This window comes from Synechococcus sp. R55.8, from assembly GCF_047461895.1.
Classification (GTDB): domain Bacteria; phylum Cyanobacteriota; class Cyanobacteriia; order Thermostichales; family Thermostichaceae; genus Thermostichus.
In genome coordinates, this window is the sequence record NZ_JANSIB010000012.1 from 19,559 (window position 1) to 36,839 (window position 17,281).

The following is a 17,281-nucleotide window of genomic DNA, read 5'->3' on the forward strand; positions in this document are numbered from 1 at the left end:
TCATAGAAAATCTCCACAGAGTAGTAGTCAGGATTACATTTTTCCGTTCCCTTGGAGTTTGGGGATCAAGGCTCGTGGATACGCGATCCGGTCGTCGGCTGCGGCGAGGATTGGCCGGGATCCCAGTTCAGGCCCTCCACCCGCAGCTCCAGAGCCCCCGACTGGCGCACCGGATTGTACTGCAGGCTAAAGCCATAGGTGCGGCGGTCGTAGCCCAGGCGATAGACGACATCCACCTGTTGGCCCGACTGCAAATCTACCGTTGTCTCTGCCCCTACCCGCAGCGGGCCGTACAGTTGTTGCAAAAAGCCCAGGACGAGCTGTTCCCGCGTGGTGATGCGGTCAAACAAAAATGGCGAGGCTCCGGCCAAAAAACCGTTGGAGTAGGTCACCCTCAGGTTGGTGTAGTCGAAGGTATCGGCCACAAAAGCCCCAATCACCGCATCAATGCCAATACTGCCGGCAGTATAGCTCTGGGCTCGGCCATTGGAGTAAAAAGACTGGCTGCTGCTCACACCGGTGCTGAGCCAGATCCCTTGCTCGATGGGCAGAGCGGAAAAGCGGGGTGGGGGATCCGCCGCCGTCTTGGGAGGGCTCCAGAGGGGAAAGGAGCGATTCAAGGTTGCCCCCAGTTGCAGGCGGGAGAGCTGAATGCGGTCGGTGGTGTTGGCTAAGGCCAACTCCGGATCCGTGTCGATTTCATCCGGCTGCCCCAAGGCATCGATGTAGTCGACGGCTATGCGGTAGCTGAGATCCAAGCCGGTATTGCCCAGGCGCAGGGTGGGTGAGCGGTAGCTGGCACCGAGGCGGTTTTCCACAATTTGAAACCCCAGGCGACCGCTGAAGAAGCGTTCCCGATAGGCGTAGGTGTAGGCGACTTCTCCGCCATCGCCGGTGGTGATGCGGTGTTCGACCTGGGCTCGCAAGCGCTGAGCAAACTCCTGGAAGACGATCCCCCGCAGCTCGGCAAACAGCGAGGTTTGAGCGTTGGCTTCCGGTTGCCGCCAACGAAAATCGGCCCGCAGCCCGATCCCATCCAAAAGGCCCTGCTCACTGCCCCAAAGACGTTGTGGATACAGTTGCGGGGAGAGCACCAAGCTCACGTTGGGATCCCGCAGCAGCTCGATGTTGGACTGGAGGATCAAGCCGCGCCGCAATTCTTCCCTGTCGAAATCATCGTAGAAGATGCTGACCGGAGGCTGACGGTTCAACGAGTCGAAGCGCAACCGAATGGGCAGAGGCAGAAACAAGACCTGGTCGAAGGCCAGTTGGCCGGCCTCGGCAATCAAAAGGCTGGAGCCATCGGCTTGCAGGGTGGAGGTCACCCGTGGGCTACGAATCTCCAACTCCGGCGGATCCAGCGGGTCGTTGGTCAGCCGCACCTGTTCTCCTTCCCAGGTGGTGGCATCGAAGCGGATGCGAACGGCACGAAAGCGCACCAGCCGCTGCGGAGAGAGGGCGGCTGCCGGGGATCCACTGGCCTGCAACTGGCCAATATCCACCTGCCCGAAGGCCTCTTCCAAAAATCCCCGCTCTTGCTCAAAGTCGTACTCCAGCCGGGATCCCTGAATGCGCTGCCGATCCAGTTGAATAGAGACATTGCCCTCGGCCACAGCCCGCCGCTGTCGCAGTTCAATGCGCAGGCGATCCGCCCGCAACACAGAGCGGCCCAGCCGCATCTCCACATTGCCTTCTGCTTGGAAGACTTCCGCCCGTTGATCGAAGGTTTGCCGGTCAGAACGCAGCCGTAACGTTCGGTCGGCAACGGCGCTGAGGTCAGTCGTATCCATGGGCTGAGCGCCCCCCTTCTTCTGGGACTCCACCTGAGCCGCAGTAGGGCCGGCAACTGCCAACCCCAGCACCCCCAAGCAGAGCCAGAGCAACCGCAACCCTCTCATAATCACCCGGCGCAAAACTTCAACACAGATCCCCTACGGCTTCCCCAGCCCGCTAGCTTGTGGCCAACTGGGAAAGGTTGAGGACTCGGTTGAGCTTGCCGCTGCGGTAGCCCTCCAAATCGAGACTGACATAGAGATAGCCGAAGGATTGCAGGGCCTTGACCAGCGCTTCCAGATTGGTTTTCTGCACAAACTCCACGATCTGATCCGGAGGAAGTTCGATGCGGGCGGTGTCCTTCTCCGAGCGCACCCTGACCTGCCGCCAACCCAAGCTGCGCAAGTAGCGCTCCGCCGCTCCCACCCGACGCAGCTTCTCAGGGGTGATTGCCTCCCCGTAGGGAAAGCGAGAGCTGAGGCAGGGTTGGGCCGGTTTATCCCACCAAGACAGCCCCAGGTGGCGAGACAATTGCCGCACCTCCAGCTTGCTCATCCCCACCTCCGCCAAAGGGGAACGCACGCCGCGCTCCCGAGCTGCCTGTGTCCCCGGTCGGTAATCGGCCAGATCGTCGGCATTGAGACCATCCACCACATGGTTATATCCCTGGGCTCGGGCCAACAGGCGCAAGGTATCGTGCAAGTGACTTTTGCAGAAGTAACACCGGTTAACAGGGTTGGCAGCGTAGCTCGGATCCTCCAGCTCGTGGGTTTCGACGATCTGATGGCGGATCCCGATTTGCCGAGCCTGCTGAATTGCTTCTTCCAAATCTTCGGGCAGCAGCGAAGGAGAAGCAGCGGTGACAGCCAGGGCCCGCTCCCCCAACTGATCCCAGGCCAACTTGGCCACCAAGCTGCTATCAACTCCCCCCGAGTAGGCCACCAAGACCCGCTCCATCTCGGCGAAGATCTGGACAAGCTGCTGGAACTTGTGCTGCAGGACGGGATCCCACTCCAGCAGGAGGTTGGCCGCTATTCCTCCCTCTCCCGGGGGGAGAAGGTCGAGACGAGAGGCGGTTGGGCCTTGGGCTGTGCTCATGAAGACAGAAGATGCCAAGCGTTTGGATAACCAGGCAAGGATGCCATCTCGCTATTGCCGGCAGGAGAAGAGCCGGTTGCTATCAGGGGCAGGGATCCCCCCTCTTTCTATTCTTTCCTAGAGATCCCCGACTTTCCAACGCTTCTCCCCAGCATGGGATGCGGGATCCCTCAAGGAAAAGTAGACAATTGGGCAATCTATCCGTAGTCCGCTCACCCGCTGTCGCGATGGTGCTATGCCTCCGGCACCCTACCGGGAACCGCACCGCTTCGCGATACGCTGAATGAAATGGGTTGCAGTGGCCCCTTATAATTTTTTCTGGGTTCTCTGCCACAATTGACCTCACAGCTTTTTCCGGCGACACTTGCTACAGCCAATGCAGAGATCTCTCTTGGCTATGGGGATCCCACCCATTTTGTAGAACTTCATGAAATCAGAAAAAGCTGTACCCCTCTCCTAGCGCACTATGGCATTGCAACTTGAACCCGCCAGCCCGCCAGAAGTGGCCGTCTATCAGCCCTATTACGCCGTTGCCCGCCGACAGTACCTAGCCCTCGCGGTGGGCCTCTACAAAAAAGCCAGCCTGGAAGGGCAGAGGGCCATCGAGGGGGAAGAGCCTGTCCGCTTCTTGGCCAGTTGGCATACGTCCCCGTTGCCTTCGGATCTGACGGTGGTTCAGGTCATCTTTGCTCAGGATGCAGATCTCACCTATCAGCTCTCCATCGCCAACTACGAGTTTGTGGATTATCTGATTGATGTCGTCTCTTTGGTGCAGCGCGGACAACAGCCGGATTTCTCCACCGCCTTTTACAAGAAACTGATGCGATATGAAGATTGATCTGGGTTGCTCAGCCACCATCACTCTCTACGACACCACACTGCGGGATGGGGCCCAGCGAGAGGGGCTATCGCTGTCGGTGCAAGACAAGTTACAGATTGCCAAGCTGCTGGATCGTCTGGGGATCCCGTTTATTGAAGGGGGCTGGCCGGGAGCCAATCCCAAGGATGTGCAGTTTTTCTGGCAGATGCGGGAAGAGCCCCTAGAGCAAGCCGAGCTGGTGGCTTTTTGTTCTACCCGCAAGCCGGGGCGGCGGGCGGCAGACGATCCCATGCTGCAGGCCATTTTGGCGGCGGGCACCCGCTATATAACCGTCTTCGGCAAGTCTTGGGATCTCCACGTCACCGAGGGCCTGGGCACCACGCTGCAGGAAAACCTGGCCATGATCCGCGACACCATTGCCTATCTGCGATCCCAGGGGCGGCGGGTCATCTACGATGCCGAGCACTGGTTCGACGCCTACCGCCACAACCCCGACTATGCCCTGCAAACCCTAGCGGCAGCGGCGGCGGCGGGGGCGGAGTGGCTGGTTCTCTGCGATACCAATGGCGGATCCCTGCCCCATGAGATCGCCCAGATTACCGCAGCTGTCTTGGCAGAATCCCATCACCTGCAGCACTTGCCCCTAGGGATCCACACCCACAACGACTCCGGCACTGCTGTGGCCAATGCCCTGGCGGCGGTGCAGGCGGGGGCGCGCATGGTGCAGGGCACCATCAACGGCTATGGGGAACGCTGCGGCAATGCCGACCTGTGCAGCGTCATTCCCAACTTGCAACTGAAGCTGGGCTATCGCTGTCTGCCGCAAGAGAAGCTGCAACACCTGACGGAGATCTCCCGCTCCATCAGCGAGGTGGTCAATTTGGCCCCGGATGACCATGCGCCGTTTGTGGGCCTATCGGCCTTTGCCCACAAGGGCGGGATCCACGTCAGCGCCGTTCAGAAAAACCCTCTCACCTACGAGCACATCGCCCCGGAGCAAGTGGGCAACTGTCGCCGCATTGTGGTCTCGGAACAGGCGGGGCTGAGCAACATCCTCCACAAAATGGCCGGATTCGGGATCCGGCTGGAGAAGTCGGATCCGCAGGTGCGCTTGATTTTGGAGCGGCTGAAAACCCTGGAGCTGCAGGGCTACCAGTTTGAGGCGGCTGAGGCCAGCTTTGAGCTGTTGGTGAGGGGGTTGTTGGGTCAGCGCTCGCATCCGTTTGAAGTGCTCAGCTTCAACGTGACGACCACCACCCGCTCCGATTGGAACAGCAAAGACTGGGATCCCAGTGGCGAAGCAACGGATGTGCAATCGTTGGCAGCGGTGAAGATAGCGGTGCAGGGGCAAACTCGAGTGACAGCGGCGGAAGGCAATGGGCCGGTGGCCGCTCTGGATGGGGCGTTGCGCAAGGCGCTGCTGGAGTTCTATCCCCAACTGGAGGCGATTCACCTGTCTGATTACAAGGTGCGCATTTTGGATGGGCGAGCCGGCACCTCGGCCAAAACGCGCGTGCTGGTGGAGTTTAGCGACGGTCACCGCCGTTGGACAACGGTGGGGGTTTCCACCAACATCATCGAGGCCTCCTGTCGGGCTTTGGTGGAGGGCTTTGAGTACAGCCTGCTGCCGCCCAGCTCTCCTTTGCCGGCTGCGGCAGAGCACCGTTCTTCTCCGCTGGCTGCAAAAACGGCCTCCCCTTGAAGAAAAACCTTCAACTGGCTTTACCCTGGCAGCGCCCCTCTACCCCAGCAAGCTAAACCGTAACCACGACAGCTATGCGAATCATCGGCCTGACAGGCGGAGTGGGCACGGGCAAATCCACGGTCGCCCGCATCTTGGAGCAGCACGGGATCCCGGTGGCCGATGCCGATCAAATGGCCCGCCAGGCCTTGGCGGTGGGATCCCCCATTCGCGAGCGGGTACTGGAACGCTATGGGAAGGCCATCCAAACACCCTCCGGGGATCTGGATCGCCGGCGGTTGGGCCAGATCGTGTTTGCAGATGCCGCTGAGCGGGCTTGGCTAGAGGCCCAAATCCACCCTTTCGTTAGAGCTCAACTGCAAGATTTTCTGTCCGCGTTGGCGGAGCAGAGCTCTAAAGTCCATGGGGTGCCGCTTGAGGAAGAGCCTGCCTCCCAAAAGCGTAGCGGGGTAGGATTTTCTTCTGGGCAGGGATCCCAAACCGTTTGTCTGATGATCCCGTTGCTGTTTGAAGCCCACCTGCAGGGGTGGGTGAATGAAATTTGGGTGGTGACTTGCACTCCAGAGCAGCAGCGGCAACGCCTTGCTCGCCGGGATCTTCTTACACCGGCAGAAATCGAAGCTCGCATCGCCAGCCAGTGGCCTTTGGCGGAAAAAGTGCGCCGTGCCGATGTGGTGCTGGACAACTCCGGATCCCTGGCTGAGCTGGAAGCCCAGGTGAAGCAAGCTTTGGCGTCGGCGGGCCAGAGGCCATTTGCCTCACCCCCGCGGGCCGGATACAGTGACGGATAGGGGATCCCCTACGCCCCGGTGGGACGGAGGGTAGCCATGTACGGGTGGGTTGAGGGAGAAACGATGCAGGAAGCAGGCTGCGTTGGCGAGACGGAGTTTGCTCAAGCTCTGGCCGCGCGGGAGCGGGAAATCCAGCTTTTGCGAGAGCGCAATCGCATCTTGCAGGGCCAGATAGACCTTCTGGAGCTGCGCCAAGAAAAGCAACACCGGCAAATTCGCAGCTATGAGGCGGAGATCGAGCAGCTTTACCAAGAGAAGCAGTTGCTGGAGCAGATGATTCAAGAGTTGCCAGAGCTCTACCGGCGCAAGCTGCAAGCCCGCCTGCAGCCCATCCGCCAGCGCATCGCCGCCATCCAGGCAGAGAATCGCCAGCTCAGGAAGGAGGTGTATCAGCTCAGCTACCGCGTGCAGCACATAGATCAGCTCGACTCGCCCGGCTGGATCCAGCTTCCCTCTCTGCGTCGCCGGGATCCCAAGTCCCCTGGCCCGCCGCCGGTCACGTTAGCAGAGGGGAGCACAAAAGCTCTGCCCGCCCAGCCCCACTCTTGATGGGCAAGGAGGGATCCCGCCATCGAGAAGCCAGAATAGGAGAGCCCCGGTGGGATCGCGTCAGCAGAGCAGAGCTCTTGCGCGGTTCCGGTTGGGGCGCTGCTTGCTTGGAGATCCCGGAAATGGCCACCGCTGGCAACTATGAACCCCTGCATTTAAAATACCGCCCGCAGCGCTTTGCCGATGTGGTCGGCCAAGGAGCGGTGGTGCAAACGCTGGCCAATGCCATCCGGCTGGGGCGGGTGGCGCCTGCCTATTTGTTCTGCGGGCCGCGGGGCACGGGAAAAACCTCCAGCGCCCGCATCTTGGCCAAGTCTTTGAATTGTGAACAGGGGCCGACGCCGGATCCCTGCCAGGCGTGCAGCCAATGCCGCGCCATCACTGCGGGAGCCTCCCTGGATGTTCTCGAGATTGACGCGGCCAGCAACACCGGCGTAGACAACATCCGCGAGCTGATCGAGCGGGCCCAGTTTGCCCCGGTGAACAGCCGCTACAAAGTCTATGTCATCGACGAGTGCCACATGCTCAGCAATGCGGCCTTCAACGCCTTGCTGAAAACTCTTGAAGAGCCGCCCCCCCGCGTGGTATTTGTCCTGGCCACCACTGACCCGCAGCGGGTTTTGCCCACCATTGTTTCCCGCTGTCAGCGGTTTGACTTCCGCCGCATCCCCCTCGACGACATGGTGGCCCACCTGGGCAAGATCGCCGCCCAAGAAGGGATCCCTATCACGCCGGAGGCGCTGCAACTGGTGGCCCAACTTTCCCAAGGGGGCCTGAGGGACGCCGAACGCCTGCTGGACCAGCTCAGCCTCTTGGAAGGATCCATCACCCCGGAGGCGGTTTGGGACTTGGTGGGCGGGATCCCGGAACAGCAGCTTTTGGCTCTGATGGATGCGCTGCTGGCTCAGGATGTGCAGGCGGTGCTCAGCCAAACTCGGCAATTGTTGGAGCGGGGCAAAGAGCCCTTAGCCCTGTTGCAGAACTTGGTGGCCCTTTACCGGGATCTGCTGCTGGTCAAGACAGCCCCCCAGCAACGGGAGTTGGTGGCTGTAACGGACTCCACCTGGGCAGCCCTGCAGCAACGGGCCCCTCGCTACTCGGTGGAGATACTGCTGGCAGCCCAGAGCCATCTGCGCCAGTGTGAGCCGCAAATTCGTCAAAGCGGACAGCCCCAACTGTGGTTGGAAATTGCCCTAGTGGATCTGCTGGGCCAGCTGCGCCCAAGCATGGTGGCTGAGGATTCAGCGGAACGGAGTCCTTTCCCAGCCCTTGACCTATCTCCTGCACCCCAGAGAACTCCCCCGGACGGGACAGCCCCTCCGGCCCCTGCTGCGACCATCAGCCCATCAAGCCCATCAACTGTTGGTGAGATAGATGAATTAACTGTTGGGCCTTCAGCCTCCCCTGCTGTTGCGTCGAGCCAGAAGGCAGATCGCGCTACTCGGACGGAGTCCTCGGAGCAGCCCAGAGAACCGGCAAGGGACGCCGCCACAGTCAAGCTGCTGCGCCCCCACTGGGACGAGTTCCTCAAGCGCCTCTCTCCCCTCACCAAGGCTCTGATGGGATCCGGCCACCTGCACCAAGAGACTCCTGAAGCAATTACCCTCGCCTTTCCCAGCAAGGGTCTGGTGGAAAAAGTGCGCAGCAAAGAAGCCGAACTGCGGTCGGTGCTCCACAACCTGCTGCAGCGCCCTGTGCAGCTCAACTTGATTGTGCAGCGCTCCAGCGGGCCGCATGTTTCCATTCGCGTCAGCGGTGCGGAGTCCTCGGCACTGCTCAGCCGAGAAACAGACCTGCCCCCCGCCCCCCCAGATCCTGTCACCACGCCGGGGTTGCAGAGCGATAGCACCAACAGTCGTGCTTCCTCAAGGGAGCCCAGAGCAGAACCGCAGAGCCACGGCCTTGCCCGGCGACAGCAACATTCCCCTTCTGACTCCAACCCACCTTCGCCAGAGCCTGAGCGGGACAATCCTATGGGTGGCCCCAAGGTGGCCGGCTTGGCAACCCAAGGACTTTCTCCCGCCAGTGCGAACAAAGTGCTCCGCACCGCTGTCGCGACCGATTCTCCAAGTCGTGCAGAGCGCCGCGACACCCTGCACGGTGGGCAGTCCTTCGAGCTAACCCAGGAGCTGGCGGAGATTGCCGGCCGTTTTGCCGACCACTTCAACGGCAGCTTGGTGGATTTGGAAGGGGTGTTGGGGTCTGACGTGACGGGATCCACGGAAGAGCTCTCCTCAATAGAGGCTATAGAAGCCGAGGGATCCCCTGACCTGCTCTCCGGTGAGACCTACGGCTCGCCAACAGGAGCAGAGCCGTCCGCGTCAGCGGGGCGGAGTCCTCATCCCGTAGACTTTCCCAATCCAGTAAGGAATCCGTCCTACCGGCGTGAGCAGTCTTCTCAGCTTGCCGTTCGCCTCAGCGGGACGGAGTCCTTGGAGGAGGAGGTGCCTTTTTAAGCGCTATCTAGCGCTATCTTAAGTTTGATAAAGCCAGCCTCATCTTGCCGACGATGACCTTCCCCATCTCCCCCCTAATTCGCTGCGCTGTGCAGGCTCTGTACTGGGGACTGGTTCTGCCCCTACCCATCCTGCTGGCTCGGCAACAGGCAACACCTCTTGAGCTGGGATCCCTTTGGATTGCTCTGCTGCTGGGATGGGGGGTAGTCCTGGGATCCCTGAGCCAGCAGATTCAGTTGGACGAAGAGGGCATGCAGGCCACCTACCCCAGTTGGGTGCCGCCTTTTGTGCGGCAGGAGTGGCAGATCCGGTGGGCCGATATCGAGCGCATTGAGCCCCGCTCCACCAGCCAGGGTGGTATGGTGTATTACTTGGTCAGCCGAGGGGGGGATCGCGTACTTTTGCCGATGCGGGTGACCAGGTTCAAGCAGCTGTTGGCTGAGATTCGACGGCACGCTCAACTGGAGATTGGCGGGCTGCGCCCCTACGTTCAGCCTTGGATGTACGGGCTCCTAGGATGTTTTGCTCTGCTTCTGTTGCTCTGGGATGGGATGGTCGCCATCTGGGTCTGGGCAAGTCCGGTGGGAACCTAGCGCAACCACAGACGGTTCCGGGTCTAGCCATCCCGACAGGGATCCCAGCTCCAGCGGGCGGTTGCAGTCCAGATCCCCCCCACGCCCTTCTGCGCAAGCGTTGCGGAGCAGCAGGATGGAAATTTGGAGCAGGTTGGAAATGAGCTCCTCCGCTGGGCGACCCCTGGTGGCGGTGGGGGTATCCTGAGAGCAGTGGAACTTAGCCCCCTCTTGCCAGCTCTTCCCCTTCGCGACAGCGGTGCGGAGCACTTTGTCTGGGATCCCTGCTGCCCCTTCTCTGGAGAGGTTGAGTCTTGAGCAGGTCAACCTCTCCGCCTCTTCGCTGGCCTTGCTGGACCATTGCCCCCGCCTGTTTCGCTATGTGTACCTGGAGCGGTTGATCTGGCCCGCTGCCAGTGTTTTTGAGCACGAGCTGGAGCAGAGGCGCGGACGGCAGTTTCACCGTTTGGTGGAGTGGCACAGCCGCGGGCGGCAGGTGGAGCCGCGTTTGTCTGCCCTGGATGAAGTGGTGCAGCAGGGGTGGCAGGTGTTTTTGGCCAGTCCCCATGCCCATCCCCAGGGACGGGTGTTGGCGGAGTTGCCCCTGTGGCAACGGATTGAGGGCTTTAAGTTGATAGCCCGTTTGGATCGGCTGGTGATTATCCCCGGATCCCTGCACATCCTGGACTGGAAAACTGAGCGTCAACGTCCTCGCGATGAACAGTTGGCCCAAGACTGGCAGGTGCGCCTTTACCCTCTGCTGCTCTGCGAGGTGGCCCAGCAGCTGCCCCTGGAAGGCCCTTTTGAGCCGGAGCAGGTGCAACTGACCTTTTGGTATGTGCAACATCCGCAGCAGCCCTTCCACCGGTATTACAGCGCCGCCGCCTATGAGCAAGACCTGGCCCACCTAAGAGCCACTCTGAACCACCTGCGGCAACTGGAGGCGCAAGACTTTCCCATGACCCCCCATACTGAGCGCTGCAACAGTTGTCTGTTTCGCTCCCGCTGCCATGGGCTGCTACCGGAAGGGATCCCCTCTCAAGACCTCACGGATTGGGTCTGGCCAATGCAGGAGCCCGCGACACCTGCGGATCCCATCGCCGATACTTATTGGGAGCAGTAATGGGAGCAGTAAGGACTCCGCCCCGCTGACGCGATTAGATCCGATTAGATCAGGGTAGGGCGGGGCAGGAGCTGTTTTGGCAGCAACCCATGCACACCTTTCATGGGGCTGTTCACCACCTGCGTGATGTGGAAGTGGACAGCAATGCTGCAAAGCACATAGGCTTCCTCTCGCCCAATGCCGACAAACCGATGCAGAAAATCGATCATCCGCCTTAGGGCAATCTCAAAGGCCGCATCCAGATCCTCGGCAAAGCCCATGGTAATGAAATCGGTCGGGGTTTCCGCCAGCGGTGCCTCGAGCGGCAGATCTTTGCGCAGGATCAACTGCAAAGTGCCATTCATGGAAGTTTCAATGGCCGTTACATCAACTTCTCCGTCCCCTTGAGCGGAGTGGCCATCCCCCACCGAAAAAAGGGCACCGGGCACAAAGACCGGCAAAAAAACTCGGGATCCCGCCTGCAATTGGCGGTTGTCGATGTTGCCACCATAGTTGCCGGGGGGGATAGAGCTGCGGCTGGTTTCCTCGGTCGCCACCCCCAAGATGCCAAAGAAGGGGCGAATGGGGACGCGGATGCCGCTGCCGGCAGGAAATTCCGCTACCCCCTGGTCTATATCTAGGTCGATGAAGCGCAGTCGCGGCTGATCAAATTCTCCGGGCAAAGCCCCCCATCCGGGACGGATGGCATTGAAACCGATGGGCAAGCGGGGGGTGATCGCTTGCAAGCGCACTTCCAGCACATCTCCAGGTTCAGCTCCCTCAACGTAGATCGGCCCGGTCAACAGATGGGGGCCCGGCCCCACTCGGCGCTCGGCAGGCAAGGTTTGGCAAATTTCGAGGAATTCGGGCGTGAAGAAACGGTCCGGCGCTTTGCCGTAGTGGGCGAACCCCGAGTAGGTTTCCACCTGCACCACATCGCCCGATTGCACATACAAGGCCGGGGGCAGTTGGGAAGAAAAGCCGCCCAAGTGGACGGTATGGGGAGTGGCTTTGAGGGTGTGAACGGGCACGGCCAGGGATCCCTTGCAAAAGACCCATTCAATCAAAGAAAAATCCCCTCCAATCCTGAATTAGACTGTTCCTCAAGCCGGTATCTCTGGCTACTGTTTGCCCAGGGGTGGCGTGGCGACAATGTTTCCCACATTTGCTATCTTGAAAGGCTGTGGGCAGGGATCCCCGGTTGCAGGGCTTGGCCTGGAACTTGTGCCCCGGGTGTGGAGGACAACTGCAATCTTCCCGGAGACCTGCATACTGGGTTCGATAGGTTTGTCAGCGCTGTCAACTGTGATCGCGGGTGTCATCTCCAGTATTTCTACCCTCCGGGATCCCGACTGGGATGTGGAAGTAACCGGCCTCCACAAGCGTTTTGGCGATTTTGTGGCTCTCAATGGCATTGAGCTGAACATCCGGCGGGGGGAGTTTTTCGGCCTGCTGGGCCCTTCCGGCTGCGGCAAGACCACCCTGCTGCGCATCCTGGCCGGCCTGGAGATGGCCGATGCTGGGGAAGTGGTGATTCGAGGTCGCCCGGTAGGCCACCTGCCCGCCCACAAGCGCAATGTCAACACCGTGTTCCAGAGCTATGCCCTTTTCCCTTTTATGACGGTGGAGGACAACATCGCCTTCGGCCTGCGCATGCGGGGTGTGCGGGGGGAAGCTCTGCGCAAGCGGGTAGCGGCTGCTATGGAATTGGTGGAGATTGCAGCTCTGGCCAAGCGGAAGCCCCATGAGCTGTCGGGGGGACAGCAGCAGCGGGTGGCCTTGGCTCGGGCTTTGGTGAACGAGCCGGAAGTGCTCTTGTTGGATGAGCCGCTGTCGGCGTTGGATGCCAAGTTGCGCAAGCAGCTTCAGGTGCAGTTGTGCGAGTTGCAGCGCCGCCTGGGCATGACCTTTATTTTCGTTACCCACGACCAAGAAGAGGCTTTGGTGACCAGCGACCGGGTGGCGGTGATGCGGGCGGGGCGCATTGAGCAAGTGGGCCTTATCGATGAGGTGTACGAGCGCCCGGCGACGGCCTTCGTAGCCGACTTTTTAGGGGCCAGCAACCTGATCGAGGGGATCGCCTGTGGGACGGACTGTGTGGATACGCCCTTGGGAAAGCTGAAGGTCTTGGGGATCCCGGCCAGCTCGGAACCGGTGCAATTGGCTATTCGCCCGGAAAAGATCCAGCTCTCTCGCAGCGGCTGGGATCTGCTGCCCAACCAGGTGCCGGTGCGGGTGGAAAACCTCATCTACACCGGGGCTGAGAACCAATACCTGTTGCGGACAAACCAAGGTCAGCAGCTCAAGGCCACGGCCCTCAACACCGATATTGAGGATGCAGGGTTTGAGATCGGCGCAGCGCTGGTGGCCCACCTACCCCCGAAAAGCCTAATCCGTTTGCGACCGGATCCCCGTCAGGAGGAGACTGGATGTTGAAGCTGCCATCTCCTGTGGGCAAGTGGATCCCTGGCCAAGCCCAGGTGCGATTTGGGGAGCTGCTCACCCCTTGGCAGGAGTTGGGGCGCAGCCTAATTTTTGCTGGGCCAGGGGTGCTGTGGGTGATGTTTTTTCTGGTGCTGCCGGGGCTGTTGCTGTTGGTGTGCAGCTTTCTCAGCCGCGGGGAGTTTGGCCAGATTCAACTGCCCCTGACCCTGGAGAACTATCTGCGCATTCTCGGCTTTGGCCCCTTGGGATGGACGCCCATCTACTGGCAGATCTTGGGCCGCAGCCTGCTGGTGGCGGGGGTGACCACCTTTTTTTGCGTGCTGCTGGCCTACCCATTGGCTTTCTTCATTGCCGCCCACCCACCCCGACAACGGGATCTGTTGCTCACCTTGGTGGTGGTGCCCTTTTGGACGAACCTGGTGATCCGCACCTATGCCTGGATGGTGGTGCTGGCCCCGGAAGGGTGGCCGGCTCGCTTGGCGGCCTGGCTGGGCTGGATCCCACCGCAAACGGCTCTGTATCCCAGTTGGCTGGCGGTTTATCTGGGCATGGTCTACACGTTTTTGCCCTACATGGTCTTGCCCCTGTACACGGCGGTGGAGCGCATCGATTGGCGGCTGGCGGAAGCGGCACGGGATCTCTATGCCAAGGGTTGGCAGGTCTTTTGGTGGGTGCTTCTGCCCCAGACCTTGCCTGGACTGGCGGCGGGCCTCATTCTGGTGGGGATCCCGGCTTTCGGCATGTTCGTAGTGCCGGATCTGTTGGGGGGCAGCAAAACGCTGTTGATCGGGAATGTGATTCAGTTGCAGTTTGGCTCCAGCCTGGACTATCCCTTCGGGGCGGCCCTCAGCTTTTTGGTCACCGGCCTCACCCTGGGGTTGATCTACGCCTACAGCCGCTACGCTGGCACCCGCAGCCTAGAAAATCTGGTTTGAGGAGCTGCTGTGGGCTTTAAGCAGAGCCGCCAATTGCTTGCGCATCAGGATCCCGGGCTTATCGGTGAGCATGTGCTGTTCGGTGCTGAGGGTGAGAGGAACGTCGGGATCCGTGGTCTCCAAAATGGCTTTATCTTCCAAAGTTACAGCCCGGTCGAAGCGGATAACCTCGGCGGCTGGGGTATCGGCTTCGGTGTCGTTGCGCAAACAAAACTGCACCACTTGGGAGGCTCGGTCGTTGATGGGGGTGGGGATGTTGACGATGACATGGCTGCGGCCATTGGGGTAGCGGATGTGAAGGTGGTTGGTGAAGGGCAAATGCCAGGTTGAAGTGGTGGTGCGCTCGGTTTTGGCGGCAGCAATGCCCAGGTTTTTTTGTTGCAGCTCTGGGTTGGCTACACCGAGCACTGTGCGGGTGCGGATCCCGTAGTCCAGCTCCTCGACCTCGAAGTGGCTGGGTACCAAGTCTTCCATACTGCCAAAGGTGTTCTGGTGTACAAAGCTGATGTGGGCGGCATCGAACTCGTTCTCGCAGATGCGCAAGCTGGCACATTCCCAGCGTTCGTAGAACTCGTGGATGAGCCGGTAACTGGGATCCTCGGCTTCTGGGATGACCGGGATCCCCCGTAGAGGCTGGGGATGCAAGCACACCCAAGCATAGCCATAGCGGGCCTGGCAGAGATAGGCGGGAATGCGGTAGCTCTCTGGGATGCGGGCCTGATCCGGCAGTTGCGGCACCTTGACACAGGCTCCCGTGCCATCAAACTCCCACCCATGGTAGGGGCAGCGAAGGTGGCCGTTGCCAACGATCCCCTTGGACAATTGAGCCGATCGATGACAGCAGCGGTCTGCGGCTGCCTGGGGCTGTCCGGCCTCGTCCAGCCAAAGGACGATCTTTTCCCCCAGCAGCTCGAAAGGTTGCGGGGATCCCTGCTCCAATCGGCTGAGGGGCATCACCGGGTACCAAAAGCGCCGAAAGACAGGATGCTGGGTCACCAACATGGCAAAACCATCTGTGTCGTGTGGCCGGATTCTGTATAGCAAATTCGTGAATTCGGTTCCGTAGCCCGCGCCACAATCTCTATTTGGGGATCTTGCAGATCTGGGCAAACTCATTCCCAGGGGAGCTCAACTCATGGGGAAACCCTAGAACCTCTGGTACGGTAAAGATACTGATCTTGCGTTTGAGTTTCCAGAGGGATCCCTTGACCTCAACTTTGCCTTCTCAGACCCTCTTGCAGGCTCTGTACACCCCTTCCCCTGCTTGGGATGCCATCGTCATCGGTGCTGGGATCGGGGGATTGGTCGCGGCCAGCCAGTTGGCTGCCAAAGGATACCGTGTGCTGGTGCTGGAAAAATACCTCATTCCAGGGGGCAGCGCCGGCTATTTTGAGCGTCCGGATCCCTTAGGCAACGGGATCTACCGCTTCGACGTGGGCGCTTCCATGATCTTTGGATTGGGCACCCAGGGTACCACCAACTTGCTGACCCGCGCCTTGGCAGCCGTGGGCCAATCCCTGGAGTCCATCCCCGATCCGGTGCAGATTGCCTACCACCTGCCCAAGGGGCTGAATCCCCGAGTACACCGGGATTACGAGCAGTTTTTGCAGGAGCTATCCGGCTACTTTCCCCGGGAAGCCGCCGGCATTCGCCGGTTCTACGACAGCCTGTGGCCCATCTTCAACAGCCTCAACGCCATGGAGCTGCTCTCGCTGGAGGAGTGGGGCTATCTATTTCGTTCTTTTGTGAGCAATCCCCTCGGCTGCCTGACCTTGGCGCGCTATTTGCCGGTGAATGTGGGCCAGGTAGCGCGGCGCTGTCTGCGGGATCCGGATTTGCTGCGCTTTGTGGACATGGAGTGCTACTGCTGGTCGGTGGTGCCGGCGGATCGCACGCCCATCATCAACGCCGGGATGGTGTTTTGTGACCGACACTACGGCGGTGTCAACTATCCCAAAGGGGGGGTGGGGCAGATCGCCCAAAAGCTGGCCCAGGGGCTAGAGGCCCATGGCGGGCAGATCCGCTACAAAGCACCCGTGCGGCGGATCCTAGAAGAAAGAGGTCGGGCAGTGGGCGTAGAACTGGCCAGCGGGGAAAAGCTCTTTGCCCGCACAATCATCTCCAATGCCACCCGCTGGGACACCTTTGAGCGCCTATGGCCGGGATCCCTGCCCAGGGCGGAGCGGCAGTGGCAAAAACGCTACCAGCAATCCCCTAGCTTTTTAAGCTTGCACCTGGGGGTGCGGGCCGAGGCCCTGGCCGGCGAATGCCATTGTCACCACATTCTCCTGGAAGATTGGGATCAGATGGAGGCTGAGCAGGGCACCCTTTTCGTCTCCGTCCCCACCCTGTTGGATCCCGACCTGGCTCCCCCGGGCCGCCACATTGTTCATGCCTTTACCCCCAGTTGGATGTCCACCTGGCAAGGGTTGAACCCAAGCCAGTACCAGATCCAAAAACAGCAAGCCGCCGACCGGCTTATCCGCCGCCTGGAGGCCCTTTGGCCCCAACTGGGATCCCACATTGAACTGAAGGAGATAGGCACCCCCCGCACCCACCGCCGCTTTTTGAGCCGCAGCAACGGCACCTATGGGCCTATCCCCAGCCGGGATCCCTGGGGCTTGCTGGGCATGCCCTTCAATCGCACCGCCATCCCCAACTTGTACTGCGTGGGGGATAGCACCTTCCCCGGCCAAGGGCTCAATGCCGTTGCCTTCTCCGGCTTTGCCTGCGCCCACCGGGTGGCAGCGGATTTGGTTTAGGTTGCCCTTATCCTTGCTACTCCCTTCTCCCTCTGGGAGAGGGGCAGGGGATGAGGGTTGAGCGGCGCAGAGGGTTTGGGAGGCAGTTGATGGTCAATTCAAACAACAATGAGACGCTAGCCAGTAAGATAGCGTCCGTTCCCGAAAGCAGGCTGTAGGCCTTTGAATCAGGACATTGTCCAGAATCAACACAGATGTCCTCTTCAAACTCGGTATTCAGTATCTGATACATTTACGCTGAACACTGCTGAACATCACTGTTCAACTATGCAGCGA

14 protein-coding genes are annotated in these 17,281 nt (G+C 60.4%); 10 read left to right on the forward strand and 4 right to left on the reverse strand.

Going from position 1 to position 17,281, the window contains the following annotated elements; all coding sequences use genetic code 11:
- Window positions 1-65 precede the first annotated feature (65 nt).
- Both NW829_RS02380 and larE read right to left on the reverse strand, forming a co-directional pair.
- Window positions 66-1,898, reverse strand: coding sequence for a DUF3769 domain-containing protein (locus NW829_RS02380; protein WP_414413010.1), 1,833 nt, complete (start codon window positions 1,896-1,898; stop codon window positions 66-68).
- A gap of 52 nt (window positions 1,899-1,950) precedes the next feature.
- Window positions 1,951-2,871 carry an ATP-dependent sacrificial sulfur transferase LarE gene (gene larE, locus NW829_RS02385; RefSeq protein ID WP_414413009.1) on the reverse strand — a complete coding sequence of 307 codons (921 nt, stop codon included), beginning with the start codon at window positions 2,869-2,871 and terminating at the stop codon, window positions 1,951-1,953.
- A 466-nt stretch (window positions 2,872-3,337) separates the two neighbouring features.
- On the opposite strand from larE, the gene ebsA reads away from it, so the two are divergent.
- The 7 genes from ebsA to NW829_RS02420 all read left to right on the forward strand — a co-directional run bounded on the left by ebsA (window position 3,338) and on the right by NW829_RS02420 (window position 10,884).
- Window positions 3,338-3,709, forward strand: a complete 372-nt coding sequence (gene ebsA / locus NW829_RS02390) for a type IV pilus biogenesis protein EbsA (RefSeq protein ID WP_414343182.1) — start codon at window positions 3,338-3,340, stop codon at window positions 3,707-3,709.
- Window positions 3,699-5,393: a citramalate synthase gene (gene cimA, locus NW829_RS02395; RefSeq protein WP_414413019.1), complete on the forward strand. Its 1,695-nt coding sequence runs from the start codon at window positions 3,699-3,701 to the stop codon at window positions 5,391-5,393. The genes ebsA and cimA overlap by 11 nt, the downstream gene beginning before the upstream one ends.
- Before the next feature lie 74 nt (window positions 5,394-5,467).
- The gene (coaE, locus tag NW829_RS02400; RefSeq protein ID WP_414332023.1) at window positions 5,468-6,184 is read left to right on the forward strand and encodes a dephospho-CoA kinase; all 717 of its coding nucleotides are present in this window, start codon (window positions 5,468-5,470) and stop codon (window positions 6,182-6,184) included.
- A 36-nt stretch (window positions 6,185-6,220) separates the two neighbouring features.
- Complete coding sequence (locus tag NW829_RS02405) at window positions 6,221-6,733, forward strand: hypothetical protein (protein WP_414416352.1); 513 nt, start codon at window positions 6,221-6,223, stop codon at window positions 6,731-6,733.
- A 122-nt stretch (window positions 6,734-6,855) separates the two neighbouring features.
- Entirely contained in the window at window positions 6,856-9,189 is a 2,334-nt protein-coding gene (locus NW829_RS02410; protein WP_414416353.1) for a DNA polymerase III subunit gamma/tau, read from the forward strand.
- Between the two features lie 53 nt (window positions 9,190-9,242).
- Window positions 9,243-9,782: a hypothetical protein gene (locus tag NW829_RS02415; RefSeq protein ID WP_414331790.1), complete on the forward strand. Its 540-nt coding sequence runs from the start codon at window positions 9,243-9,245 to the stop codon at window positions 9,780-9,782.
- A gap of 238 nt (window positions 9,783-10,020) precedes the next feature.
- Window positions 10,021-10,884, forward strand: coding sequence for a PD-(D/E)XK nuclease family protein (locus NW829_RS02420; RefSeq protein ID WP_414351746.1), 864 nt, complete (start codon window positions 10,021-10,023; stop codon window positions 10,882-10,884).
- 44 nt (window positions 10,885-10,928) lie between these two features.
- Here the strand turns inward: NW829_RS02420 and NW829_RS02425 are convergent, their stop codons facing one another.
- On the reverse strand, window positions 10,929-11,930 hold the full coding sequence (locus tag NW829_RS02425; RefSeq protein ID WP_414416354.1) for an acetamidase/formamidase family protein: 1,002 nt from the start codon (window positions 11,928-11,930) through the stop codon (window positions 10,929-10,931).
- Window positions 11,931-12,150: 220 nt separating this feature from the next.
- Here NW829_RS02425 and NW829_RS02430 point away from each other — a divergent pair, with 220 nt between their 5' ends.
- The gene (locus tag NW829_RS02430) at window positions 12,151-13,299 is read left to right on the forward strand and encodes an ABC transporter ATP-binding protein (protein ID WP_414416355.1); all 1,149 of its coding nucleotides are present in this window, start codon (window positions 12,151-12,153) and stop codon (window positions 13,297-13,299) included.
- Window positions 13,293-14,243 (forward strand): ABC transporter permease, encoded by a 951-nt coding sequence (locus tag NW829_RS02435; RefSeq protein ID WP_414342559.1) that lies wholly within the window; start codon window positions 13,293-13,295, stop codon window positions 14,241-14,243. The genes NW829_RS02430 and NW829_RS02435 overlap by 7 nt, the downstream gene beginning before the upstream one ends.
- Here the strand turns inward: NW829_RS02435 and NW829_RS02440 are convergent.
- On the reverse strand, window positions 14,226-15,245 hold the full coding sequence (locus NW829_RS02440) for a Rieske 2Fe-2S domain-containing protein (RefSeq protein WP_414398798.1): 1,020 nt from the start codon (window positions 15,243-15,245) through the stop codon (window positions 14,226-14,228). The genes NW829_RS02435 and NW829_RS02440 overlap by 18 nt on opposite strands.
- Before the next feature lie 203 nt (window positions 15,246-15,448).
- On the opposite strand from NW829_RS02440, the gene crtH reads away from it, so the two are divergent.
- On the forward strand, window positions 15,449-17,005 hold the full coding sequence (crtH, locus tag NW829_RS02445) for a carotenoid isomerase (protein WP_414416356.1): 1,557 nt from the start codon (window positions 15,449-15,451) through the stop codon (window positions 17,003-17,005).
- The last annotated feature ends 276 nt before the right edge of the window (window positions 17,006-17,281 follow it).

Coding starts and splice junctions, on each gene's coding strand:
- NW829_RS02380 (WP_414413010.1), bottom strand. CDS start 1,898: ATGAGAGGGTTGCGGTTGCTCTGGCTCTGCTTGGGGGTGCTGGGGTTG.
- larE (WP_414413009.1), bottom strand. CDS start 2,871: ATGAGCACAGCCCAAGGCCCAACCGCCTCTCGTCTCGACCTTCTCCCC.
- coaE (WP_414332023.1), top strand. CDS start 5,468: ATGCGAATCATCGGCCTGACAGGCGGAGTGGGCACGGGCAAATCCACG.
- NW829_RS02435 (WP_414342559.1), top strand. CDS start 13,293: ATGTTGAAGCTGCCATCTCCTGTGGGCAAGTGGATCCCTGGCCAAGCC.
- ebsA (WP_414343182.1), top strand. CDS start 3,338: ATGGCATTGCAACTTGAACCCGCCAGCCCGCCAGAAGTGGCCGTCTAT.
- cimA (WP_414413019.1), top strand. CDS start 3,699: ATGAAGATTGATCTGGGTTGCTCAGCCACCATCACTCTCTACGACACC.
- NW829_RS02405 (WP_414416352.1), top strand. CDS start 6,221: ATGTACGGGTGGGTTGAGGGAGAAACGATGCAGGAAGCAGGCTGCGTT.
- NW829_RS02410 (WP_414416353.1), top strand. CDS start 6,856: ATGGCCACCGCTGGCAACTATGAACCCCTGCATTTAAAATACCGCCCG.
- NW829_RS02440 (WP_414398798.1), bottom strand. CDS start 15,245: ATGTTGGTGACCCAGCATCCTGTCTTTCGGCGCTTTTGGTACCCGGTG.
- NW829_RS02415 (WP_414331790.1), top strand. CDS start 9,243: ATGACCTTCCCCATCTCCCCCCTAATTCGCTGCGCTGTGCAGGCTCTG.